Source organism: Rhodococcus sp. P3_B8 (assembly GCF_056402775.1).
The window spans coordinates 26185-49441 of sequence record NZ_JBFUGT010000025.1 but is presented as its reverse complement, the minus strand read 5'-3'; the positions used below and the strand labels follow the sequence as shown (position 1 = coordinate 49441).

Genomic DNA, 23257 nt, shown 5'->3' with positions numbered 1-23257 from the left:
CGGGTGGACCGCACCGCCAGACTCGCCCTCGCCGTCGACCGGCAGGGCGGACGATGCCTGTGGTGCGGTCGTCGTTTCGGACCGTTGATTCCCCCGACCACCGAACACCTCGTGCCACGACTGAAGGGCGGGCCCAGCATCGCAGCCAACGAGGCCGCCGCCTGCCCGCGCTGCAATGCGGACCGCGGCCACACCGGTCCGGTCGACTGGCTCGCGCAATGCCGAAGCCGACACGGTTGGGCCCCGCAGGCAAGCCTGCTCGCGACCCTCCTGAACGCGTTGGACGTCGAACTCGACCACGTGGGTGGGCATCGCCGCGCCAAGCGGTACCTGTCCGGCCAACTGCGGCGCTGCCGGAGCGGCCGGTGATGTGCGCGAGACAGTGATGGCGGCCTGTGTGGCTGCGCCCGGGGCCGGGCACTCTCCAGTATGGGATCGAACGCAGGCCGCCCCGCCGGCTCGACGGCCGCTGCTCTCGGTGGTCGCCTGATGAAACTGGTCGGAGACCGCGACGCCGCCCGGTTCTCGTGCGAGATATCCCGAGTGTCCGCCGAACCGCACCCCGTCGGAGAGCGGTCGCTCTACGGCGATCTGCTCGCCTGGGTTGTCGATTCCATCGTCGGAGTGGTGATCGCGCGCCTGGGCGCCGCAGGCCCGGGAGAGAGGTTCATCCTCGACCTGCGCTTCACGGACGGCGGGTACGTCGACGTCGATGCCCTTCCGGCATCGGCGCGGTGGGTGCTGCGGACGGTGTCGGCCTTCCTCGCCGAGGATCACGAAGAGGTGCAGCGGTCGCTCACCGCCGCCGAACAGCAATTCGACCTCACCATGCGCGCGGAAACCCTGGCCGACGCACTCATCTGGCTCGACTTCGTTCTCGAGGTCGACCTTCCCGACCCACCGGACGTCACCACCACATAGGTAGGGACACCTGGTCGGGAGCGGTTCCTGCGGGATGTCGGCCGCCAGTCAGCCCGGTGCCCCCGGCTGGGTGTCGGAGTGCTCGTGTGCGGTCAGGAGTAGGTGGTCGAACCGGGCGCGAAACGATTCGGGGAGGGTCGCCTCGGCGGCGAGGGCGTCGACGAAGCGCTGGGCGAGGGTGTGAAGTTTGGTGTTGCTCTCCTGTGAGCGCCAGGTGAGGATGCCGAAGGCACGCTCGGAGGAGATGCCGTAGACGAGCATGAGTGCACCCTTGGCCTGCTCGATCACCGCCCGCGATTGTTCGAGTTCGGCGACGGCCTCGGTGAGCGCCGCGTTGAACTCGCGGAGGTCGGTCTCCAACGTTTCGGTGACGTCGATGTAGTAACCCGAGGTGCCGATGACCTGGCCCTTCTCGTCGAGCAGCTGATCGCCGACCACGATGACGTGGTGGATGCGGCGGTCGGTGTCGATGATGCGGTGCTTGCTGCTGAACGGCTCACCCGCGTGGATCATCCTGTCGAAGAGTGCGGCGACCTGCGCATGATCGTCCGGATGCTTGTGGGAGAGCATCAGTTCGGTGGTGGGGGTGATCTCGCCCGGGTGGTAGCCGTGCATCCGAGCGACGGGATCGGACCATTCCCAGCGCTCGCCGTCGAGGTAGAACCGGAAACTTCCGCCCTGTGGGGGAGCGTTCGAGCCGAGGAGCTCATGACTGTCCACGACGACACCCACAGCCGGCCGTGCTCGACCACCCTCGCCTCGACACCACTGTCACAGTATGCCGAGAACTGACATCCGAATGCGCAGAAATCAGCTGCCCGCACTACTGCCTACTCGCTCAGTTCGGGCCCTGGGTGTGTTTGCCCTCCGTCGGCGACGTGACGGTTGCCGGTTCCGTGGTCATCGGAGTGCGGCCCGCAGCTTCCCCTAGTGACACTCCATTCGCGGGGGTGTTCGTGTCGGTGCCACGGTGGGTGGCCTTCTTCGCCAGTKCGCCGRCCTTSTGCTGCACCTKCGGSGCCWTGTCYTTYASGGYCTCCGTSGCSYCGCYCACCTTCTCCTGCACGGTGRGGTTGTGCCAGAGTTCGACGGACTGATGCCTCATCTTCTCGTAGGTCTGCCGGCCGGACCGAGTGCCCAGGACGAACCCCGCGGCCGCGCCAGCTGCGAAGATCAACGCTTTCTGCATGACATCTCCTGATTGTTGTGGGGCACGAGCGGTCGGCCGAATCATCGTCCGAACGCCCTCCTGCACAGCTTGCCCTCAACTGCCGAACCCAAACCGCGCCGGCGACGACCTCCGAACTCACCCACATCTCATCTGCACGTAACCTACGGTGGCGTAACTTGCCGTAGCGTTAGGTCATGGCGATTTCGGATGTCAAGATGTACACCCACCTGAGCGAGGCCGATGTAGAAGCGCTCGGGATCGAGTTCGACGCGATCCGGCGAGACATCGAAGCCTCGCGCGGGGAGAGTGATGCCCGGTACATCAGAAACGCGATCCGACTGCAGCGGTCGCTCGAAATCGGTGGGCGCGCAATGCTGTTCGCGAGCCTGTTTCCGCCGGCATGGCTCGCGGGCACCGCGATGCTCGGCACCGCCAAGATCATCGAGAACATGGAACTCGGTCACAACGTGTTGCATGGTCAGTGGGATTGGATGAACGATCCGGAGATCCACTCGTCGTTCTGGGAGTGGGACATCGTCGGCCTGTCGGAGCATTGGAAGCAGACCCACAACTACGTTCACCACAAGTACACCAATGTGCTGGGGATGGATGACGACGTGGGCTACGGCATGCTGCGGGTCACTCGCGATCAGCAGTGGACGCCGTTGAGCGTCGGCAACCCGGTCTACAATCTGTTGCTGCAGTTGTTCTTCGAGTACGGCGTTGCCCTCCAGCACCTCGAGCTCGGCAAGGTGGCCACGGGCGATTTCGACCGCGACGAGCTCGACCGCCGGTTCCGCGAGGTGCTCGAGAAGGTCGGCCGCCAGGTGCGCAAAGACTACGTCGTCTACCCGGCGCTCACCGGTCCGGCGTTCCTGACGACCTTCACCGCGAACCTGACGGCGAACATGATCCGCAACGTGTGGACGAACGCCGTGATCTTCTGCGGTCATTTCCCCGACGGCGCCGAGAAGTTCACTACGAAGGACCTCGAGAGCGAGACGCGCGGTCAGTGGTACCTGCGGCAGATGCTGGGTAGCGCGAACTTCGAGGCCGGCCCGGTCATGGAGTTCATGAGTGGCAACCTCTGCTACCAGATCGAGCACCACCTGTTTCCGGACCTGCCGAGCAACCGCCTGCGTGAGATTTCCGTGCGGGTGCAGGCGCTGGCCCAGAAGTACGACCTGCCCTACACCACGGGTTCGATGTCGACGCAGTACTTCGAGTCGTGGCGGACCATCGCCAAGCTGGCGCTGCCGAACAAGTTCCTCACAGCGACCGCCGACGACGCGCCTGAAACCGCATCGGAACACAAGTTCACCGACCCGCGCCCACAGATCGATCCGGTCACGGGCAAGCGCCGTGGGCTGCTGTCAGCGCTTCGCGCTCGGGCGGGAGTCTGAGGATCGCTGGAGGATGGGCCAAGTGCCGGTTCGTGGCCGGCACTCTCATCTGCGCTCGGCAATCCGCTGCGCGATAACACTCAACCGGGTGTTGGTTTCCTGGGAGAGTCTGCTGAGCAGCTCGAACGCACGGATCGCGTCGATGTCGAATCGCTCCATCAGCATGCCCTTCGCCTGCCCGATGACGTCACGTGAGGCGACCGCCGACCGCAGCTGCTCTTCGGTGCGTACAGCGGTGAGCGCCAGCGCGGCGTGGGCGGCCAGAACCTCGCCCGCTACCTCCTCGTTGGGACCGAACGCATTCGGAGTGAATGCAAAGAGGTTGAGTGCCCCCATCTTTCCTGCGGAGGTATACAACTGAAAAGACATCGAACTGAGAATTCCCACATCGACGGCGGCGGCAGCGAACTGCGGCCATCGCGGTTCCGAGCGAAGGTCGTCGCTTCGCACCACGAGGTTGTTGAGCGCCGCCGCCACACACGGTCCCTGCCCGAGTTGCTGCTGAGCGTGGTCGAGCTTTCGGAGCAGCTCGGATGTCGGCGCAACGGTCTCGAATTTCTTGCCGCCGGATATGAGCAGAATACCCGCGCATGTCTCGTGCGGCATCAGCTCGACCACTGCGGCGGTGACTGCGCGCAGGCGTTCGTCGAGGGTGCGTGGACCGGAGAGACTGCGAGCCAGCTCAGCCATGGTGCGACTGAGGTCGCCGGCGCCGGAATCGCTCATTACCGCTCCTCGGTTCGATCGAAAAGGATGGCTGCAGGAAGCCACCCACACCACCATAGGCACCCCGGCTCCTGTGCCGAACCGGAAATGCAGGTTCTTTCCGTTGGCAGGGAGTGCGGCGCTGTTTCGGCGAAGGGAGCGGCACGCCCTTTTTCGCGGTGGTCGGAATGAAGCAGCATCGGTGCGAGTGACGCCGTGGCACCCGTTCTGCTCGCCCCTCCCTCGTCGAGCGAGCTGGATGTGGGGAATACTCCAGGACCCTCAGTCCGTGCTCGCTGCACATGCTCGCTGCACATCGAAGCCGAATGCCCTTCACCGAGAACGGTAATCACCGACTCGGGCTCCGTCGGCGCACCCCGGGCCGAGGCGTCTGGTCATCCGGAGGACGGTCCGGTGCTCACAGCACCCCGGCTCGGGACGCGGTCGCCGCGGTGTTACGGGAGAGCAGGAACCCGAGCGCAACCATGGCGACACCGAGTACGCAGTGCAGCCAGTTGTCGGCACTGTTGACGGGCACGAAGTTCGCGCCACTGTTCTGGTCGATGAGCAGGCCGTAGATCCACAGGACGAGGTAGATGACTCCGCCACCGATGAGGAACAGTTTGGCGGTGTCCGCTCGGCGGGACATCGCGATACCGGCGACACCGAACAACAGGTGCACGATGTTGTGCAGGATCGAGACCTCGAACACGCCCAGCAGCTTGGCTTCGGAGTGGTGGCCGGCGAAGGTGAGCATGTCGTAGTTGGTGGTGACACCCGGGATGAAGCCGAGGACTCCGACCAGGAGAAAGACCACACCGACGATCAGGGCGGCGAGTTGGAGTGGTGAGCGCGTCGTTGGTGACGCAGCCGGTCAAGTCATGGGAGTGCCTTTCTCGGAGGGTAGGAACTCGAATGTCTGTTCCCGAGTGGTACCCCTGCATCTCACCGTGAAACAGTCACGGGAACAGCGGGCCGTGTTAGCGAACGACGCGGTTGGGTACAACGTAGGGACGACGTCACCGTGCCCGCGATCAGTTGCGATGGACGACGTGCGCGTCCCGACCAACTGTGAGGTATCCATGTCCACTGATGCGATCGTGCTCCTGAAGAACGACCACAAGGAGATCCGGAAACTGTTCCGCGACTTCCGCGGTGCCGGGCCCAACGCCCGCGTCGAAAAAGGTCGCATTGTCGACGACATCATCGAAGCCCTCACGGTGCACACCTACATCGAGAACGAGGGCATGTACCCGGAGGTGCGCGATCTCGCCCCCGACCTCGAGGACGACATCCTCGAATCCTACGAAGAGCACCACGTCGCGGACGTGCTGGTCGTCGAGCTGGCAGCCATGAAACCCGACGACGAGAGGTTCGACGCGAAGACCACCGTGCTGATCGAGAGCGTCGAGCACCACATCGAAGAAGAAGAGCAGGAGTGGTTCCCGGAGGTGCGAGAAGAGCTGGGGCGTAAACAACTCCGGGAGATGGGGGCGCGGATGCTGGAGCTGAGGGACAAGGCACCCAGGTCTCCCGCCCAGCCGTCGGCCCTGAAGAAGACGGTCGACGCGGTGATCAAGTAGCGGCGATCGCGTGGAGGGCCGGCACGGTGAACCGGACCGGACACGCTGTCGGTGCGGCGAGGACCGTGTTCGTCCGCGCACCATTTCAGGCGGCCGCCGCGTTGCGGGGAGGCAGTCCCTCACCGACGCGGGGGAAGTCGCCACGGACGCGGCGAACCGTCCCCGGAGACCCCGCCGGTCAGCGTTGCCTCCAATCGCGCTCTGCGCCGGGCTTGTTGCCGCCCTCTCGCTTTGGGCGGCCCCGCCGGCTATGGGCTTAACCGGGGAGCCTGGCCGTCGTCGCGTCCGGACACGACGAGGACGTGAGTATCGAAGTACCCCGCGGCGAGCGAGAGTAATCCGTGTCATCGCAATTGCTTTCACCTCGAACGCCGGGGGCACACGGATGGACATCGCAGACAGAGAGGTGGGTGCTGCACCTCGGAGGTATTCATGCGCTATTCATCACCTACCTTCCACAYCGGTGGCCGTCGATTGTCCCCCTGCGGTGGCGAGCGTTGGGTGACAGATACTTCCGGGTTCGGAACCCGGCGTCGCGTGGTGGGCGCCACCGCGCGCAGTGGGGTCCTGGTGTTCTCGCCGTCGGCGGCGGTGGTCACAGCCGGTGCCGTGTCCGTGTGGACGGGGGCGAGCGCGTCGGCGAAGATCAGGTCCACCTCGGCGGCCAGCATCAGACACTCGAGGTCATCCCATTCGTCCTCGGCCTGTGGCAGTTCCGGTTCCACGGTCGAGGGGCTGATTTGTGCGTACACCATCGTGTTTTCCCTCCGCGGTATGTCGGATCGGCCAGGCGCTACGTTTCTACGAGCAGCACGGCCTGATCAACCCGGCGCGCACCAGCGGCGGAACCCGCCGCTACAGCGACGACGACCTCCTACGCTCGCGGCGCATCGCCGAGCTGATTGCGGACGGGGTCAACCTGACGGGCATCGCTCGCGTCCTCGACCTCGAGCACCTCAATATGGAACTCGCGAGCGACAACGCTCGGCTCGTCGAGGCCAATAGCCGGCTCGAGAGCGACAACGCTCGACTCAGAACGGACGAGACTCGCGGCGGGCCGGCCTGAGCACCCAATCAGGCTCTTCGGTCAGCGTTGCCCGTTGGCTACCGTCTCGTTGCGGCGCTTGGACTTTTCCGCTTCGGCCAGTTTCTCGACGCGGTCGGCGCGAGCGCGTTTGTCCGCTGCCTCGTCCTGTTTGTTCGCGGCGTCCTTCAGCTGGGCCTTGGCCGGCGCTGCCGCCGCTTTCTCCGCCTCCCGGAGTGTGGCCTGCTCGGCGCGGTGCTCGGCCTCTGCAGCCTGGGTGCGTTGGGCGGCAAGTTGATCGGCGTTCTTCTTCGCGACCTGCTTGCGCTGCTCGGCGTCTCGTTCGGCGGCTTGTTTGCGCTCGTCCTCACGTCGGTGTGCCTGCTCGATGTCGCGCTGCTTCGCCTCGCGCGCCGCCGCCTGGTCGTCGTGAACCTGCTTACGCTTGATTTCCAGTGCGGTGTCGGCCTCGGCCTCGGTGCGTGCCGCTTCCTGGTCGAGTTCCGCTGCCCGCGCCAGTGCGTCGCTGCGCTCGGTGAGTGCGTCGCCGCGCCGCTCGGTGTCACGGTCGCCGAGCGCACTGCCGACGGCGCCGTCGAGCACGCCGAGGGTGCGTTCGTACATCAGCCGGGCCGGTGATTCGGTTGCCAGCCGGGACATCAGCTGGTCTTCGACGAGTTGCAGAGGAATCCGCAGGATCGTGTACTGCAACCGCAAGATCGTGATGGGGACGGTGAGGATGTTCATGGAATCTCCGATGATTCGTGGGGTGTGGATCAGGACAGGCCGGCGTCGCCAGTGAGGCCCTCGGCGGCGCGCCGAACTCGTTCTGCCTCGTCGCGGGCGGCGTTCGCTTCACGGACGGCGCGCCGGTGTTCGTCGGTGGCGTCGACGGCTTCTTCGGCGGCGGCGGCCATCTTCGCTCGTTCGACAGTTTCCGCGCGGGCCGCTTCGTCGCGGGCGTCGGCCGCCGCGCGGGACTGCTCCTGCGCAACCAGGCGGTGCTGTTGCTGCTCCGCGGCCCTGTGCTCTGCGTGCTGCCGGTTCCGGGCAGCTTCCTCGGCGGCTGCCGTCTCGGCGCCGATCGCAGCGCGTTCCTCGGCACTCTCGCGACGCACCTGTCCGAGTTCCTCTGCGGCCTGCGAGGTTTCCGCCCGTGCGACGGCCTCTGCACTGTTCGCCTCTTTACGTTGCTGCGCCTGGGCCTGTTGCAGCTGTCCCTCGGTGGCCAGCGAGTCGTTGCCGGTCACTGCCCCGGCCACTTCCTTCACCTTGCCCTTGACCGAGTCGAGGAGACCCTTGCGCGCTTGTCCGGACGTGTTCTGCTCGTTCATGGGAATGTTCTCCTGGTATTCGGGCGGGCGACGGAACCGCCACCCGCGTGGGGCGGTGGCGCCAGATCAGTTGATGCCGACGACTTCCTGCGCGATGGCGGCGAGGCGGGTCTGCGCTGCCGATACCACCCCGTGGCGGTTCTTGTTCACCTCTTCGTGGGCGACGATGATGCGGATTTCGGCGGGTGCAGTGAGTTCCTTCACCGCGGCCACGGCGCCGGAAACATTGAGTTCCGTGTAGTCGGATATCGGGAGCTCTTCGTCGACGAGTGAACCGTTGACGGTTCGGGCATTGCGGATGGCGTTCGCGACGCCGGACGCGCCTTCTCGGCGGGTCACCTCTTCGGCCGACTCGAGTGCCGCGTCGCGACTGGCGACGAGCGTCTTCGTGGCCACGTCACCGGCGTGGGCGCCCCGGCTGAGAAGCGCACCGATCCGGTTCGGGGTTGCCCGGACGGTGTCGATGGCGCGATCGAGTCCGCGCGCCGACCATGTTGCCGGGACCCGGTCGCGGCCTGCATCGGGGTGCGTCGCAATGCCGCCGGGCCACCGAGGGCGCCCTCCGCCAGCACCGTCGAACGGCTGGGCCTGCTCGGCCATCGCCTTCACCATCGCAGTCGCGCGACCGAGGAACGGGCCCACGACATCGGGAAGTCCACCCAGGGAACGGACTGCTTCCTCCACCGCACCGGCGCGCTCACGCGCATTGCCGGCATTCTGCGACAGCTCCCGGCGGACGGCTCTGTTCGGGCTTGCCCGATCCTGGTCTCCGCGACCTGAATTTCCGTGTGCGTCAGATCCAGTACGACTCGCAGCTGGTTGATCACTGTGGCGGTGTTGTCGGTCATGCATTATTCCTGAGGTCGAGTGAGGTCGGGTGTGCGGTGTACGCCGGCCGGACGCTTGCGGGCGTCATCGGCGCCGGCCCTGCGACGAGCGAACCGCGAGATTCCGAGCAGCCCGCGTGATGTGGTGGTCGGTTTACCAGCGCGGCGTTCGAGGTGGTTACCGAGTCGGGACAGTACGGTGGCCACGAGGGGAAGAGCGAGAACGATCATCTTCCATCGGCGTAGCAGACGGCTGACGAGAATCCACATAGGGAGAACCTTTCTTATCGTGCAGTCAAGCTGCGGCGCAGCGCAACCCGGGCGCCGATCACGGTGAGCAGACCGAGGGTCGCAATTGAGAAGGATGTCGTGGCGGCCGCGGCCACCGACAACATGGTGAGCGCCGCGAGGTCGAGGACACGCCGGACGGTGGGTAGTTCGACCAGGGACGGGTGCACGGCGTGGACGGGGGGAGCGGTGTGGATTTGCGACGGCGCTGCACCGTCAACGAACAAGGGTGAGAACAATTCTGGCACGATTTCGATCCAACTGTCTGGGGCGCGAACACATCTCGTTCGAGAGAGGTGTCACGGATTCGATCGACAACGACGTGGCGAGGAAGGGTTAGACGCCGGTATTCCGATCGGTGTCCGTGTAGTGCTCGCGGCTACCGGTCTTCACGTTGCCCCGGCTGGCGATGTAGCCGAAGAATTCGGTGGTCTTGAACGCGGCCTTCGTCTCGGTGCTGCGGCGTGGATCGCGATCGGCGCGTGGGCCGTGGGCTGCGGTTCCGGTTGCGGTGCGGGCGACGGGGTTGGTGGAGGTCATGGACGACCTTTCAATGGGGTGCCCGGCATTGCAGATTCGGGTCACCACGTACGTCTCCTCGAATGAGGTGGACGTTGGTGAGCGCGACCCTCTGCTGGAGCGAACCCATACACCGCAAGTATACCCATTAGTAACTTCAGTGCAATTCTACAGCGTAGGCACCGACGGCGAATTTCACCGGTTACGCTGCCTCGCTTTCGTATTCGCCGACTATGCCGGTACGCAACACAGCTCGACGAGGGTCCCGACACCACCACCGGCGGCGTCGAGACCCTCGTCCAGACCATTCACTTCATCCGGTCACGTCACACCTGACGCTCCCAGACCCGGTGGGACTTCATCAGCGCCGTGAGGCCGTCGAACAGCGCGGACGCGTCGTCGGCGATCACGATGCCCGGGGCCTCTGCCGGGATTCCGGCCGCTTCGAGGAGGCCGCGGCCGGCGGCCCATCCCCCGATCGCCTTGCAGTGGCGAAACGCTTCCGTCAGCAACACCTGTACCCGCGGGTCCGATGCCGGCGCCGCGACGAGAATGGCGTCGAACTCCACCGACCGCATGGTGAGGAACGTCCGGGACACCGGGACGGCGCCCTTACCGGACCCCAATTTGCCACCGTGCGGTCCGATGACGAGCGGCACCATGCCGTTCTTGCCGATCATTTCGACCGCGTCGGCCACCTCGGACAGGTCCGACTCGTCGTCGGCGACGATGCCGATGATCCGGCCGTCCAGCGGCCACTCGGCTCCGACCTGCGACAGCGCGGGACTGGGCGTGGGGGCCACGTCGTAGGCGACGGTCGGCGCGGGCGCCGGGAGGCCGAGACCCGCGGCCACCTGCTCACACAGACCGGGGTCGATGTTCGCGACGACACCGAGTGCGCGCTCCTTGATCACCTGCTCGTAGCACTTGCCCAGCTCGAACGTGTAAGCCTCCGCGACGTGCGCCTGCTCGACCGGGCTGAGGCTGGCGTAGAACAGTCGGGCCTGCGAGAAGTGGTCGTCGAAGCTCGCGGGGGCGGCGCGTAGTTTCGTCGACTCCGGCATCGGCACCGGCACCTCGACGAACGCCGTGTCCGCTCCAGCCAGGAACGGGCAACCGGCGTCGAGGGAATTCGGCCGATACGGCGCGACACCCGGGTGGACGCCCGTCTGGTGCATGCCGTCGCGCAGCATGTCGTTGACCTCGGCCTGGGGCCGATTGATCGGTATCTGACCGAAGTTGGGCCCACCGAGCCGGCTGATCTGGGTGTCGAGGTAGGAGAACAGCCGCGCCTGCAGTAACGGGTCGTCGGTGACGTCGATGCCGGGAACGAGGTGCCCGGGATGGAACGCCACCTGCTCGGTCTCGGCGAAGAAGTTCGTCGGATTCGCGTCGAGCGTCATCAGCCCGATCGGCTGCACGGGGGCCAGTTCCTCGGGCACCATCTTGGTCGGGTCGAGCAGGTCGATGCCCTCGAACGTCTGGTCCGGGGTGTCCGGGAACGCCTGGATGCCCAGCTCCCATTCCGGGTACGCGCCGGACTCGATCGCGTCGGCGAGGTCGCGGCGGTGGTAGTCGGGGTCCATGCCGTTGACGATCTGCGCTTCTTCCCACACCAGTGAGTGCACACCGAGTTTCGGTTTCCAATGGAACTTCACGAGTGAACTCTCGCCCGCCGCGTTCACCATCCGAAAGGTGTTGACGCCGAAACCTTCCATCATCCGGTACGACCGCGGGATACCGCGATCGGACATGTTCCACAACGTGTGCGCGGTGGCCTCGGTGTGCAGGGACACGAAGTCCCAGAACGTGTCGTGCGCGCTCTGCGCCTGCGGAATCTCGCGATCGGGGTGCGGCTTGGCGGCGTGAATGACGTCGGGAAACTTGATGCCGTCCTGAATGAAGAAGACCGGGATGTTGTTTCCCACCAAGTCGAAAGTGCCTTCGCTGGTGTAGAACTTGGTCGCGAACCCCCGGGTGTCGCGGACGGCGTCGGCCGACCCCCGGGAGCCGAGGACGGTGGAGAACCGGACGAAGACCGGCGTCTCGACGTCCTTGCCGAGGAACGCCGCCTTGCTGATCGGGTCGGCGGAACCATATCCGCGGAAGACGCCGTGGGCGGCCGCCCCCCGTGCGTGCACCACGCGCTCCGGGATCCGCTCGTGATCGAAGTGCGTGATCTTCTCACGCAGATGGTGGTCCTGGAGCAGGGTCGGTCCCCGGGTTCCCGCTTTCAGCGAGTGATCGGTGTCGTACAGCCGCGCCCCCTGCGCCGTGGTGAGGTGCTCACCCTGCTGGCCGCGGGCCGTGTCCGGCCCCTCGACGGGCAGCCCGGTCGCGGTGCCGAGCGCGGGAGCCCGCTGATCGGGCTTGGGGGGCAACGGCTCGGTGGGTTCCGTGGGCTCGGCGAGCGTCGGGGTACCGGAACCGGGAGTTCCGGGAATGCGCGGGTTCTTCTTGGGCACGGCGTAGCTCCTCGCTGAAAAATCCGTGGGATCGGCGCCGCATCGTGGCTGTACGGGCCGTTCTTCTCGGAGTGCCCAAACGTTCGCAAAACGAATCAGGGCGGGCACTGCGCCGCATCGTGCCCCAATCGGAAGACGCGGTTTCGCATTCGCGTCCCAGGGCATAGCTACAACAGATATCAATCACCAACGAAGTAAGAATCCGGCGTTCTGCTGCGTCGGAAAGGAGTGATCATGGGTACCGAACCAGGCACGCAGTTGCACGAGGAACCACAGTCGGAGCGTGGCCCCAAGGGCTCACGAGACGCAGGCCCGGACCAGGCCGGAGCAGGCCAGACGGACCGTAAGCCAGGATCTCTGGACCAGGAGGAAGTCACCTCCTCCGCGGAGTCGGGCACGAACCCGGCGCCCGCCGGTGGCTCGCTGCCCCCAGGCGACGCCGAGCCGGCGACACCGCCCTACGACGGCCGGACGACCAGTACGAAAGAAGGACGCCCGGAGCACGACGACCACGTGGACTCCGGCGGAACGCAGTCACCGAAGCCCGGGGAGACTCCCCGCGGTGCCGTCGCCTCGCCGGCCGAGGAGACACCCGCCGCACACGCCGCCGAGACCGAGGGCAGCGACTCCGGAGTGGGACCCGCGCATCAAGGAGGCGTCGGCAAGGCCGAAGACAAGAAGTGACTGTTGCTATGAAAATAGCTGTGTGATATCAGTTCCGAAGCACCACTGAGTTCCGAAGCACCACTGAGTTCCGAAGCACCACTGCGCTTCGGACGATTCGTCTCGACGCCGGCGACGTCGGGTGCAGGTGCCGCCCAACCAGCAGCTCGGGCGACACCTGCACTCCACCCCTCGCGTGAACCGACTCGTGTGCCTGAGACGTCCGCGTCGTCATGTGACCACCATGACGGCCCAGACGTTACCAGAAAACGGGCCAATTGGTTTGTTTTATTTCTGAGGTGCCATTCCCGCGTGCCGGGGCGGACACAACCGCAGTGGAAGCGCCCTCGGGCCGTATGGCGGTTTTCTGAGGTCCGATCGCGCCGGTGCTGGCTGTTGCAGCCGCCACCGATTCAGGATCCCACGGGTGGCTGGCATACCCGCCACGGCGGCATGCCGGCTCGGCGACAGGAATTGTCCTGTCGCCGAGTCGGTGATGTACTGTGCCGCGCGGTCAGGAGGCTCGGGGCCGGGCCCGGTTGTGCGCCGGCAGCGGCTTCCGTTCCCAGTCGACCTGCCGCGGTGGAATGAACGTGGGGTGCCGATCCGCTCCCATCTCTATCTCCCAGTCACTGTGATGCAGCAAGCGGTGGTGGAAACCGCAGAGCAGCACCAGGTTTCCCATGTCGGACGGCCCGCCTGCGGACCAGTGGACGATGTGGTGACCTTCGCACCAGGACGGCGGCGCACCACACCCGGGGAACGCACATCCTCGATCCCTCGCCACCAACGCTTTTCGCTGCCTCTTCGTGACGGTCCGGGTGGAAATACCGAGATCGAGTGGCGCCCTGTTCTCGTCGAGAACGATCGGCGTGTAAATCGAATCGCAGCTGAGGAGCCGGGCCGCCCTGAGACTCAGCGGCCCCATCCACTCCGTCCACGCCACCCCATCGACGGCGAAGAGCGAGTCGTCGGACGAAGCAGCATCCTGCTGTGCTCGTGCACTGCAGTCGGTGCGGTCGGCGAGATCTTTGACGTTCACGTGGAGCGAGACGTGTGGCCGTTCGCCGCCTTCTTCGCCGGCGATCCCGGAGTCAAGATAGCGGCGCAGGAGTTCGGTGAACCCATCGGCCCGCCGCTGTCCGGGCGTGCGGGGGTCCTTGGTTCCGTCCTGCGCGGGCCGTGGCTTGGACAGTCCGGAGAGCGCCGAGAGCAGCATCTCGCCGGTCACGGCATCCAGGTCGCCTTTGACGGCGACACGGCCGTTGAGTGTCTTGGAGGCGTGGAACTCGTTGAGGTCGGTGTCTTCACTGGGCGGCGGATCGTCGGACTCGAAGGCGCGTTCCAGCCTGGCGATCACGGCGCGCACCGCATCCGTGTTCGCGGTGGGACCGGTTGCCGCGAACAGCAAAGCATTTCGGCAGTCATCCAACGCTTCGAGTGGCATGCCCTTGGGTGGCCGTTCGCAGAACTTCATGATCAGCGCAGCATGCTCCGCCGAAATGTTCGTATCGAAGTACTCGTCCGCGATCTCCGGTTGGAGACGCAACCCTCGGCCCAACAGCACGATTCGCCCCGCAGCACCTACCTCGAGCAACGTCTTGGAGGCCAGCCACATCTTGGCGTTCGGAAACCCCAGCACATCAACCTTGCAGCGATGGTCGACGGCACCGACGAGCTTGACGCGCAAGGCTTCAAGCCGCTGAATCTCTTCCGAGATACGAACGACCGATTCGAGCAACTCCGCCTCGGCCAGACGCCACGCATCACCGACCGCGGTCGCCAGAATCTCGTCCGACAACGCCCCCTGGATATCTCCCCCGAGCCCCATCCTCGAATTCTAGTTCGAACACACTTTCGAGTCAATGGCCTCCCGCCATCGGCATCAGGCCTGGTCAGCACCACACGTAGGCGACCGCGACCCCAGCCCCCGCGAAAACGCACGCACGCGAACGCGGGATGCCGAAGGACCGCGGGTTCCGGCGTTCCAGCGCGATCAGCAAGGCCCTTGCCGGACCACATCAACTTCCGGAGACGGCTGCCGATGGCCGGGCTTCACCGGCCTGATCGGGATGACCAGTGGCTGATCACACGCACATGCTCGACCGCGAAGGTGCGCCGGGCCTCCACCATAAGGCCCCGTTTGCTGTTGTCCCCCTTAAGCGTTCAGCATCGCACATCGCAGTCCTCTAATCAGAGTCCTATAGTTCAACCATGAACATTTGTGTCTTCCTCTCCTCCGCCGACCTCGACGAGCGCTATACCCGACCGGCTCGCGAGTTCGCAGAACTCATCGGAAACGGCGGCCATACCCTGGTATGGGGCGGATCCGATACCGGGCTGATGAAGGTTGTCGCCGACGGAGTACAGGAGACCGGAGGGCGGCTCGTCGGGATCTCGGTCGAGTTTCTCCGGGCTTTTGCCAGAAAGGACGCCGACGAGATGGTGATCGCCAAGGATCTCGCCGAACGCAAGGCGCTGCTGCTCGCCAGATCGGATGCGGTGGTGGTGATGGTCGGCGGCCTGGGCACGCTGGACGAGGCGACTGAAATCCTGGAGTTGAGGAAACACGGACTGCTCGACAAGCCGGTGGCCCTGCTGAACACGGTCGGCTTCTATGACGGGGTGATACTTCAGCTCCGACGGATGGAGGACGAAGGGTTCCTGCCGCTACCCCTCATGGAGCTGGTCTACCTCGCCAACGAGGGTGCCGACGCACTGGGCCACCTGGAGGATTCCGTCAGGAGCCGGTGATGGAATCATCCCGCACTGAACACATTGGCGCCTCCGGTGCGAACCGACTGTCAGCAGCATCGGGCTACGGCACCGCCCTGCCTAGGGCATCACCCTGCACAATGCGTCCAGCGCGCCTGCCCACGCACTGTCCGAGGGAGCCGCGTAGTTGACCACCAACGCGTCCCGCTCGGGCAACTGCCACCCGGCGTCCGCCACTTCGTAGCAGAACTGAGCGATTCCGCTGACCGCCAGTCCTTGCCGGGCCGCCGCCTCCACGACCGTGCGCTCGGTCCCGCGCGGGAGTTCGAGGACCGCTTGCAGCCCTGCGGCCATGCCGGTCACGCGGATGCCGGGCGCCCTCTGCGCCAGGGCCGCGACCAGTTGGTCACGGCGGCGCCGGTAGCGCAGCCGCATCGAGCGCACATGACGGTCGTACGCGCCCGATGCGATGAACTCCGCAAGTGTCAGCTGCTCCAGCGCACTCGACATGTAGTCGCCGTGCGCCTTGGCCGTCACGATATCCGGGACGAGTTCCTCTGGTAGCACCATCCAGCCGAGCCGCAACCCCGGCGCCAGCGACTTGCTCACCGAACCGAAATACACCACCCGCTCGCGGTCGAGGCCCTGCAGAGCACCCACCGGCTGACGGTCGTATCGGAACTCCCCGTCGTAGTCGTCCTCCAAGATCAGGCCGCCGGTGGCACGCGCCCAGTTGACAGCCGCCGAGCGCCGGTCCGGGCTCAGCGCGACCCCCGTCGGATACTGATGCGCCGGAGTCATCAAAACCGCACCTACTCCGCGCAATCGTGCCAACTCGTCTGTACGGGCGCCATATTCGTCGACATAGAGGGGCGGGGTACGCAGTCCTGCGCCGGTCAGCAGGTCCCGATAGAGGTCGAGGCCGTACGACTCGACTGCCACCGCCTGCACCCGCCGCGCCCTGAGTGCCTGCGCCATCAACGTCAGACCATGATGGAAACCGGAACAGATGACGACCCGCTCCCGCTCGGCGTACACCCCACGGGCCCGCGCCAGATAGTCCGCCAGGGCGGTACGCAGCTCGACCCGGCCGAGGGCATCGCCGTAGCCGAACGCTTCGTGCGGCGCCGCGGTCAGGGCGCGACGGGCCGCGGAGAGCCACTGCATGCGCGGAAAGTCCGTGAGGTCCGGTGAACCCGGCAGCAGTCCGTACGTGGGACGGCGCTGAGTCGGCCTCGCACGGGCAGCTGCAGGCGCGGCCGTGCGCGCCACGGCCCGCCTGGCCACCCATGTCCCGGAACCCTGCTGCGCGCTGAGCCAGCCCTCGGCCACCAATTCGGCGTAGGACTCGGTCACGGTATTGCGTGAGATACCGAGATCGGCGGCGAGCGAGCGGGACGCCGGCAGCCGGGTGCCAGGCGCCAGCCGCCCCGTGCGCACGGCCTCTCGCAATGCGTCCGTGAGACCGGCGCGCAGCTTGGGTCCGTTCAGTTCCACCAGCAGGTCGGCACCGAACCCAGAAGGTGGCACGCCCCCAGAATTGGTATGAATATCTGGCATAGAAATGGACCATACTCTAGCGCCACTCGGGACGTAGCGTTGCTGGCATGACGATGAACGAAGTACACGAAAGCACTGAACTTCTCCCCGAGCACGCACCCCGCCTGGACTGGGCAAAATTCGCACCCGAGGCCTACAAGGCCATGATCCGCCTCGACACGACCGCAGGGCTGGGCGTCGAGCCGACGTTGCTCAACCTGGTCAAGATCCGCGCATCGCAGATCAACCACTGCGCCTTTTGCCTGGACATGCACAGCAAGGACGCACTGGCCGCCGGCGAATCGGCGGAGCGGATCATCCAGCTCAACGCATGGACGGAGTCGAAACACTTCTACACGGCGAAGGAGATCGCAGCGATCGAGCTGACCGAGACGATCACCGTGCTCACAGACGGATTCGTCCCGGACGAGGTGTACGCGAAGGCCGCGAACGAGTTCGACGATACCGAGCTCGCCCGACTCATCGTCGCCATCGCGACGATCAACACGTGGAACCGCTTCGGCGTATCCACCCGATTGGTCCCCGGTCACTACACGCCGGACTCCTAACGACCCGATCGAGCGAACGCGATAGGGCGACCAGCGAACTCGCGGAGGGGCTCGCGTCTGAAATCTGGTATCCGGGCGGCCGGTAGCCGAGAACGACCGGGACCTGCTGTCCGGATGCGTCCGGAATCCACGCCGCTTCCGGCACACCGACACACCGACACACCGACACACCGACACACCGACACTAGGAGATCATGGTGAGTACCGCTTCGCCTCTGCCACGCCGGCAGCCACTGGCGCGCGCCGCCGACGAGTTCGCGCTCACCACCGTCCTGCTGTTCCTCGCGGTGACTGTCGTCCGGTGGTTGCGTGATCCGGCCTCCACCCTCTACATCGCCGACCTGCACGTCGCACTTGCCGTCATCGGGGTTCTCAGCGGGATCATCCTCACCGGCCTGATGTTCAGTCCACCCGGCAAACGCGCTGGCGGGCACATGAATCCCGCCGTGACCATCGCCCTGTGGCTCATGAACGGCTTCCCTGGTCGCAGCGTTCCGCCCTACATACTCGCCCAACTTGCGGGTTCAGCGGTGGGGACGGTGCTCGGGCGCCTGGTGTGGGGGCATGCGGTCTCGTTCGCTCCTGTCGACTACGCCGCGATCAGGGCCGCGTCCGACTGGCAGCCCGCGTCCGTCTTTCTCGCCGAGATGGGCTCGATGATGGTCCTGATCGTTGTCGTCGGGTTCTTCCTTGCCTGTCCCGGCCGTGCACGCCTGCTGCCGTACGTCATCGGAGTGTCGGTCGGGCTGGTCATCGCCCTCCTCGGTCCCCGCAGCGGGGGATCGATCAACCCCGCCCGCCAGTTCGGTCCTGCTGCACTCTCTGGGCGTACCACCGATCTATGGATCTATCTGGTCGCGCCGGTCCTGGGAGCGGCACTCGGGGCCTCGTTCGACCACGTAATCAACCGGCGGTTCCGCACACCGCACCACGAGCGGGGCCCGCGATTGCATGAATACTTGCGCAGCCCACAGCCCTCCGACACTCGTCACCTGGGGCCGGAGCGATGACATCATCGCATCCACTGACCTCACAAGCTGGGACGTACCGATTCGCGTTCGCCCCGTTCCCTTCTCGGCATCAGATTGCCTGGAAACACAGAAAAGAGTTCGACATGAAGAATTTTGCGCGTGGTGCGCTGATCGCGGTTGCGGCCGTCACAGTCGTCGGAGGGTACGGCGCCGGCGCCGCGTCGGCACATCCGACAGGCGCTCCGGACAGTCTGGCATCGGTCCACCAGTCGTCGATCGAAAACTCGTTCCCTCCCCATCCTCACCACCCCATCGCCCCTCACCGCGTCGGCCCCAACCCATTCGGTCACGAGCGGGGAGGCCCAACAGAACGTCACAGGTTCAACCCGTTCCAGTGGGGTATCTGTCCCGGCTCTTCTCCCCAGAGCCATTGCTTCCCTCGAGGGCCGCGGTAGTCGGCCTCCTTGGGCCTGCACAGAGGCCAGCGCTTCCGAAAAGGCAGGGACCCGTATGACATCACCGTGCCGCGGTTGACAGCGGCGGTTCGGTGCTCACTTCCATTTCGTATAGTAAGGAGTAATCATGAGGATATTTCTTGCCGGCGCATCCGGCGTGATCGGGCAGCGGCTGATTCCCCGGTTGATTCAGGCGGGGCACGTAGTCGGCGGTATGACGCGCTCACCCAGCAAGACGGAGCTACTGGGCGACCTCGGTGCCGAACCGGTGCTGTGTGATGTCTTCGATCGGGAGGCTGTAATTCAGGCGGTTCGTGACTTCACACCGGACGTCATGCTGAACGAGCTGACCGATCTGCCGGATGATTCGGCGCAGATCAGTGAACACGCAGATCTGAACGCTCGCATCCGAACCGAGGGAACCCAGAATCTTATCGAGGCCGCTCGGCAGAGCGGGTCGCCGAAGATCCTGGCTCAAAGCGTCGCCTGGCAATTGCCTGATGGGCCCGCCGCTCGGGCGGTCGCAGAATTGGAGCGTTCCGTTCTCGCCGAGGGCGGTGTTGTATTGCGCTATGGACAGTTCTACGGTCCCGGTACCTATCACGAGCAGCAACAACCCGAGGGACCTCGGGTTGGTATCGACCGAGCTGCCGAACGAACGGTGGAGGCGCTGGGCGAGCCTACGGGCGTCGTCGTCATAGTCGACTGAGCGTTCCCGGGCTCTTACTGTTTCCACAGTCCTGACACGGCGACGACGTTGTCCGCCAACAGTTCCGTGGAACTGTCCGCCGGTACTGACGCCATCGACCGTTGGTGGGACTCACATCTGGAGAAGCGGGCTCGTAAACATGTTGCACACGGGGTTCCGACCGGCACGGACGTCTGGTCGACTACCTACAGTTGAGTGTCTACCTCGGCAAACCCAGGATTCTTTCGCCGATGATGTTGCGCTGAATCTGATTCGACCCGCGAGCGATCCGGCGTCCCCGGCTCTCGAGGAACACTCGCTGCAGGGAGTCGAGTTGATATCCGTCCCCCTCAGGACGGGTCAACGCAGACGCGCCGAGAAGCTCCAGCGCCGTCGAGCCGAAGATGCAGTGATACTCCGACCAGTTGACCTTGTCGATAGCCAGCAACTCGTCGACGGCCTGCCCCTCTGCGACTCGGGCACTGATCACGGAACCAACGGCACGCATCAACTCGACCTCGACCACCAGATCTGCCAACCGCTGGCGGACGATCACGTCGCCGAGCCGACCGTTCTTGTCCAGCCGCTCCACCAGCACGTCCAGTTCGTGGCGATAGCCGACGTACTGCGTCGCCGCCTTGCCCGCTCGTTCGGCGCCGAGTGTGGTCATCGCGACCACCCAACCGTTGCCGAGCCCACCCACCACATTGGTCAAGGGGGCGCGGGCATCGGTTATCCGTTCCTGCGCAAACCCCCTGTCGCCCGACGCCATCCGGATGGAGTCGACGTCGATGCTGTTGTCCGTCATGGGAACAAGGACAAACGAGATACCGCGGTGTCTCGGTGCTTCGCGGTCGGTGCGGCATAACAGGAACATCATGTTGGCCCGGGCTCCGTTGCTGGTCCAGATCTTGTCACCGGTTATCCGCAACTCGTCACCGTTCACGATTCCGCTGGTCCGCAGCGAGGCGAGATCGGATCCGGTCTCGGGTTCGGAGAAGCCCTGGCACCACGTGTCTTCGCCCGACAGAATGCGGGACAGGAACCGGCGCTTCTGGTCCTCGCTCCCATGGGCCAACAGGGCGGGCGCGAGCAGGGTCTCGCCCATTCCGAGTTGCGGGCGTCGAAGTCCCGCGCGCGCGAACTCCTCTTCCACAACGAGAGTTTCGACCGGTCCCAGGCCCCGGCCGCCGTGTTCCTCCGGCCACGACACGCACAGCCAACGCCCCTTCCGCAACAGATCGGTCCAGTGCTTCTCGGCATCGGTGTCTTCGTGCCCGAACGGTTCCTGCGCGTATTCGAGTGGCATCCCCTCGGCGCGGTGGTCGGCCAGCCAGGCGCGGACCTCGGTCCGCAGGTCCGCCAGCGGAGCGGGTTCGTCGGCCCGCGCCGGCGCCTCGAACGCGGTGCCGGTGGCGAGGACTCCGGCGAGCAGACGCTCGCGGTGCCACGCCGACGACCCGGACATCAGCTGATCCGTCTTCGCCCGCTTGAGATGAACATGAGCCTCGTGCTCCCAGGTGAATCCGATCGCACCGTGCAATTGAATCGTCTCGCCGGCGATCTGCAGGTACCTCTCGGTCCCCGCGACGCTGAGCAGGCTCACCAGTGCCGGCAGTTCCGGTGCTCCGTCATCCGCGGCGTGAGCGGCGACGTCGACGGCGGCGGCGATCGGTTCGAGCGCACGGGTCAGATCGGCCAGCCCGTGTTTGACAGCCTGGTTGGTACCGATCGGACGACCGAACTGGTTGCGGGTCTTCGCATAGTCAACTGTCAGGTGCAGGCACCTGCGAGCGCCACCGACCCTCTCCGCCGCCTGCACGACGAGCGCCTTGTCGAGCGCTCGGGACAGCGCCTCCGAAATGTCTGCGGTGCCACTGATCCGTTGTGCTGCTGCGCTGTCGAAGGTGATGGTCGTGAGCGGGCGGGTCAGGTCCAGCGCGGGTTGCCGGACCCGCAGCATGCTCGCGTCCGATGGTTCCACCAGAAACAGGCCGGTCCCGTCTTCGGTTCGGGCGGCGACGACGATCGTGTCGGCGCAGTGTCCGAAGATCACGTGATCGGCCCGTCCATCGATCCGCCAGCTATCGCCGTCCGGCTGTGCACGCACGGTCTCCGAGCCGGCCTGCCACCACCCGTCGGCGTCGGCAAATGCCAGACACCCGAGACGAGTGCCGGCGGCGAGACCTGGCAGCAGCTCACTGAGCCACCGCTCCCGGGCGCAATCCGCGATGGCGAGCGTGGTCAACACGGAACTCGCGAAGAAGGGGCTGCACGCTGCGGAGCGCCCGAATTCCTCGGCGACCACCACGAGGTCACCGATACTCGCGCCTGATCCTCCGTATTTCTCGTCGACGAGCAGTCCTTGCAGTTCGAGTTGTTCGGCCATCGTCGCCCACATCTCGGGTCGGTATCCGAGTTCCGTGTCCTGGACGGCCAATACTTCGGCCGGTGCACTGGTTGCGGTGAGAAACTCTCGAACCGCGTCGCGAAGCGCGCGGTGTTCAGCGGTTGTAGTCATACCCATTCGATTGTCTCCTTCGAGTGTCCCGTGTAGCACCACCTCGGTCGGGATCCCCAGACCTGGGATGACCGGGCGGCCTGCGACCTGCCCGCCCGGCTGTGCATTATGTTGTCTTATATGGCTTTTCGACCGCTGGTGCCGCCGTGCGCACGCACTCACACGAGCAGTGTTCGGCGCGTCAGAATCGCTTGCTTCATGGCGATTCCCCCGCCGTTGGGGTAGGCCGCAATCTTGTCGGCGAGCTCGGTGGCCCGGACCAAAACCTGCTCGTCCGGCACCATCTCGTAGGCGAAGCTGCGGCGCAACAGGTCGGGACCGTACTGACGTTCACAGGCCAGCGTGAGCTGCAGTGCCTGGTTCACGTCGAATTTCGCGAGCAACCACCGCAGATTGTTCGGCGCAGCCACCCCCATCTCCGCCTCGCCGACCATGAGGAACGACGTCTCTCCCACCACGAGGAGGTCGCAGGACAGCGCGATCGCCGCAGCACCGTTGACAGCGGCCCGCTCCAGCGCCCCGATCAGCGGCTTCTCGAACTCGGACAGGGTGGCGTGCAGGTCGGTGATCGCCGCGGTAATCGCCGGCTCACCCGGGCGTACCTCGGCCAGATCCAAACCGGAACTGAAGCATCCGCCCGCGCCATACAGCAACACCGCTGTGACTGTGTCATCGTCCTGAGCGTCGGCGAACGTTCTGGCGAGCTGGGTGACCATCGGGACCGTCAGGGCGTTCTTGCGCTCGGGACGATTGAGTTCTATGTCCAGCCGTCCGCTCTGATGGTGCCGAACGACCACGACATCGCTCTCCGTAGAACTCACAACATGCTCCTCACGAGGCCGTCGAACTGCCCGACGGGAGCAGCCTGCCGTCCCGTGGCGCGTTCGCCGCCTATC

25 protein-coding genes and 1 pseudogene are annotated in these 23257 nt (G+C 65.5%); 10 read left to right on the top strand and 16 right to left on the bottom strand.

The genetic code is table 11. From position 1 onward, the window contains the following. Positions 1 to 3 precede the first annotated feature (3 nt). Both AC1D1G_RS12560 and AC1D1G_RS12555 read left to right on the top strand, forming a co-directional pair. On the top strand, positions 4 to 369 hold the full coding sequence (locus AC1D1G_RS12560; protein WP_280779392.1) for an HNH endonuclease: 366 nt from the start codon (positions 4 to 6) through the stop codon (positions 367 to 369). A gap of 60 nt (positions 370 to 429) precedes the next feature. Then, entirely contained in the window at positions 430 to 921 is a 492-nt protein-coding gene (locus AC1D1G_RS12555) for a hypothetical protein (protein WP_280779391.1), read from the top strand. A 48-nt stretch (positions 922 to 969) separates the two neighbouring features. Here the strand turns inward: AC1D1G_RS12555 and AC1D1G_RS12550 are convergent, their stop codons facing one another. Together AC1D1G_RS12550 and AC1D1G_RS12545 are read right to left on the bottom strand one after the other, a co-directional pair. Next, positions 970 to 1653: a PAS and ANTAR domain-containing protein gene (locus AC1D1G_RS12550; RefSeq protein WP_477952337.1), complete on the bottom strand. Its 684-nt coding sequence runs from the start codon at positions 1651 to 1653 to the stop codon at positions 970 to 972. Between the two features lie 106 nt (positions 1654 to 1759). Continuing rightward, positions 1760 to 2110, bottom strand: coding sequence for a YtxH domain-containing protein (locus tag AC1D1G_RS12545; protein ID WP_477952335.1), 351 nt, complete (start codon positions 2108 to 2110; stop codon positions 1760 to 1762). Between the two features lie 176 nt (positions 2111 to 2286). Between AC1D1G_RS12545 and AC1D1G_RS12540 the strand changes: the two genes are divergently transcribed. Next, positions 2287 to 3495: a fatty acid desaturase family protein gene (locus tag AC1D1G_RS12540; RefSeq protein WP_477952333.1), complete on the top strand. Its 1209-nt coding sequence runs from the start codon at positions 2287 to 2289 to the stop codon at positions 3493 to 3495. Between the two features lie 45 nt (positions 3496 to 3540). On the opposite strand, the gene AC1D1G_RS12535 is transcribed toward AC1D1G_RS12540, so the two are convergent. Both AC1D1G_RS12535 and AC1D1G_RS12530 read right to left on the bottom strand, forming a co-directional pair. Then, the gene (locus AC1D1G_RS12535; RefSeq protein ID WP_477952332.1) at positions 3541 to 4221 is read right to left on the bottom strand and encodes a GAF and ANTAR domain-containing protein; all 681 of its coding nucleotides are present in this window, start codon (positions 4219 to 4221) and stop codon (positions 3541 to 3543) included. A 397-nt stretch (positions 4222 to 4618) separates the two neighbouring features. After that, a complete protein-coding gene (locus AC1D1G_RS12530; protein WP_477952330.1) occupies positions 4619 to 5017 on the bottom strand; it encodes a DUF4383 domain-containing protein in 399 nt (132 codons plus the stop codon). Between the two features lie 265 nt (positions 5018 to 5282). On the opposite strand from AC1D1G_RS12530, the gene AC1D1G_RS12525 reads away from it, so the two are divergent. After that, a complete protein-coding gene (locus AC1D1G_RS12525) occupies positions 5283 to 5783 on the top strand; it encodes a hemerythrin domain-containing protein (RefSeq protein WP_477952329.1) in 501 nt (166 codons plus the stop codon). A 437-nt stretch (positions 5784 to 6220) separates the two neighbouring features. Here the strand turns inward: AC1D1G_RS12525 and AC1D1G_RS12520 are convergent, their stop codons facing one another. Then, positions 6221 to 6538, bottom strand: a complete 318-nt coding sequence (locus AC1D1G_RS12520) for a hypothetical protein (RefSeq protein ID WP_477952328.1) — start codon at positions 6536 to 6538, stop codon at positions 6221 to 6223. Here AC1D1G_RS12520 and AC1D1G_RS12515 point away from each other — a divergent pair. After that, positions 6526 to 6849 carry a MerR family transcriptional regulator gene (locus AC1D1G_RS12515; protein ID WP_477952327.1) on the top strand — a complete coding sequence of 108 codons (324 nt, stop codon included), beginning with the start codon at positions 6526 to 6528 and terminating at the stop codon, positions 6847 to 6849. The two genes, AC1D1G_RS12520 and AC1D1G_RS12515, sit on opposite strands and share 13 nt — an antisense overlap. A gap of 21 nt (positions 6850 to 6870) precedes the next feature. Here AC1D1G_RS12515 and AC1D1G_RS12510 read toward each other — a convergent pair whose 3' ends face one another. The 7 genes and pseudogenes from AC1D1G_RS12510 to AC1D1G_RS12480 form a co-directional block, all read right to left on the bottom strand. Then, the gene (locus AC1D1G_RS12510) at positions 6871 to 7554 is read right to left on the bottom strand and encodes an IF2 family translation initiation factor (RefSeq protein ID WP_477952325.1); all 684 of its coding nucleotides are present in this window, start codon (positions 7552 to 7554) and stop codon (positions 6871 to 6873) included. A 29-nt stretch (positions 7555 to 7583) separates the two neighbouring features. Next, on the bottom strand, positions 7584 to 8141 hold the full coding sequence (locus AC1D1G_RS12505) for a CsbD family protein (protein WP_477952324.1): 558 nt from the start codon (positions 8139 to 8141) through the stop codon (positions 7584 to 7586). Between the two features lie 66 nt (positions 8142 to 8207). Next, positions 8208 to 8989: pseudogene (locus AC1D1G_RS12500) on the bottom strand (ferritin-like domain-containing protein). A gap of 3 nt (positions 8990 to 8992) precedes the next feature. Next, positions 8993 to 9238 (bottom strand): hypothetical protein, encoded by a 246-nt coding sequence (locus AC1D1G_RS12495; RefSeq protein ID WP_283333263.1) that lies wholly within the window; start codon positions 9236 to 9238, stop codon positions 8993 to 8995. 14 nt (positions 9239 to 9252) lie between these two features. Next, positions 9253 to 9504: a hypothetical protein gene (locus AC1D1G_RS12490; protein WP_283333264.1), complete on the bottom strand. Its 252-nt coding sequence runs from the start codon at positions 9502 to 9504 to the stop codon at positions 9253 to 9255. A gap of 88 nt (positions 9505 to 9592) precedes the next feature. Next, positions 9593 to 9796 (bottom strand): hypothetical protein, encoded by a 204-nt coding sequence (locus AC1D1G_RS12485; RefSeq protein ID WP_283333265.1) that lies wholly within the window; start codon positions 9794 to 9796, stop codon positions 9593 to 9595. Between the two features lie 305 nt (positions 9797 to 10101). Further along, on the bottom strand, positions 10102 to 12240 hold the full coding sequence (locus AC1D1G_RS12480) for a catalase (RefSeq protein WP_283333266.1): 2139 nt from the start codon (positions 12238 to 12240) through the stop codon (positions 10102 to 10104). 234 nt (positions 12241 to 12474) lie between these two features. On the opposite strand from AC1D1G_RS12480, the gene AC1D1G_RS12475 reads away from it, so the two are divergent. Then, the gene (locus AC1D1G_RS12475; RefSeq protein WP_280779375.1) at positions 12475 to 12924 is read left to right on the top strand and encodes a hypothetical protein; all 450 of its coding nucleotides are present in this window, start codon (positions 12475 to 12477) and stop codon (positions 12922 to 12924) included. A 493-nt stretch (positions 12925 to 13417) separates the two neighbouring features. On the opposite strand, the gene AC1D1G_RS12470 is transcribed toward AC1D1G_RS12475, so the two are convergent. Then, positions 13418 to 14734, bottom strand: coding sequence for an HNH endonuclease signature motif containing protein (locus AC1D1G_RS12470; protein WP_283333267.1), 1317 nt, complete (start codon positions 14732 to 14734; stop codon positions 13418 to 13420). A 383-nt stretch (positions 14735 to 15117) separates the two neighbouring features. Here AC1D1G_RS12470 and AC1D1G_RS12465 point away from each other — a divergent pair, with 383 nt between their 5' ends. Then, a complete protein-coding gene (locus tag AC1D1G_RS12465; RefSeq protein ID WP_283352358.1) occupies positions 15118 to 15657 on the top strand; it encodes an LOG family protein in 540 nt (179 codons plus the stop codon). 81 nt (positions 15658 to 15738) lie between these two features. On the opposite strand, the gene pdxR is transcribed toward AC1D1G_RS12465, so the two are convergent. After that, positions 15739 to 17178, bottom strand: coding sequence for a MocR-like pyridoxine biosynthesis transcription factor PdxR (gene pdxR, locus AC1D1G_RS12460; RefSeq protein WP_477952323.1), 1440 nt, complete (start codon positions 17176 to 17178; stop codon positions 15739 to 15741). Between the two features lie 47 nt (positions 17179 to 17225). On the opposite strand from pdxR, the gene AC1D1G_RS12455 reads away from it, so the two are divergent. The 3 genes from AC1D1G_RS12455 to AC1D1G_RS12445 all read left to right on the top strand — a co-directional run bounded on the left by AC1D1G_RS12455 (position 17226) and on the right by AC1D1G_RS12445 (position 19861). Continuing rightward, positions 17226 to 17726, top strand: a complete 501-nt coding sequence (locus tag AC1D1G_RS12455; RefSeq protein ID WP_477952322.1) for a carboxymuconolactone decarboxylase family protein — start codon at positions 17226 to 17228, stop codon at positions 17724 to 17726. Between the two features lie 197 nt (positions 17727 to 17923). Continuing rightward, entirely contained in the window at positions 17924 to 18736 is an 813-nt protein-coding gene (locus AC1D1G_RS12450) for an MIP/aquaporin family protein (RefSeq protein ID WP_477952321.1), read from the top strand. A gap of 543 nt (positions 18737 to 19279) precedes the next feature. Further along, positions 19280 to 19861, top strand: a complete 582-nt coding sequence (locus tag AC1D1G_RS12445; RefSeq protein ID WP_283333272.1) for an NAD-dependent epimerase/dehydratase family protein — start codon at positions 19280 to 19282, stop codon at positions 19859 to 19861. Positions 19862 to 20060: 199 nt separating this feature from the next. Here the strand turns inward: AC1D1G_RS12445 and AC1D1G_RS12440 are convergent, their stop codons facing one another. Together AC1D1G_RS12440 and AC1D1G_RS12435 are read right to left on the bottom strand one after the other, a co-directional pair. Next, positions 20061 to 22523 (bottom strand): acyl-CoA dehydrogenase, encoded by a 2463-nt coding sequence (locus tag AC1D1G_RS12440; RefSeq protein ID WP_477952319.1) that lies wholly within the window; start codon positions 22521 to 22523, stop codon positions 20061 to 20063. Then, positions 22520 to 23182, bottom strand: a complete 663-nt coding sequence (locus AC1D1G_RS12435) for an enoyl-CoA hydratase/isomerase family protein (RefSeq protein WP_477952318.1) — start codon at positions 23180 to 23182, stop codon at positions 22520 to 22522. Before AC1D1G_RS12435 ends, AC1D1G_RS12440 begins: the two co-directional genes overlap by 4 nt. Positions 23183 to 23257: the final 75 nt, after the last annotated feature.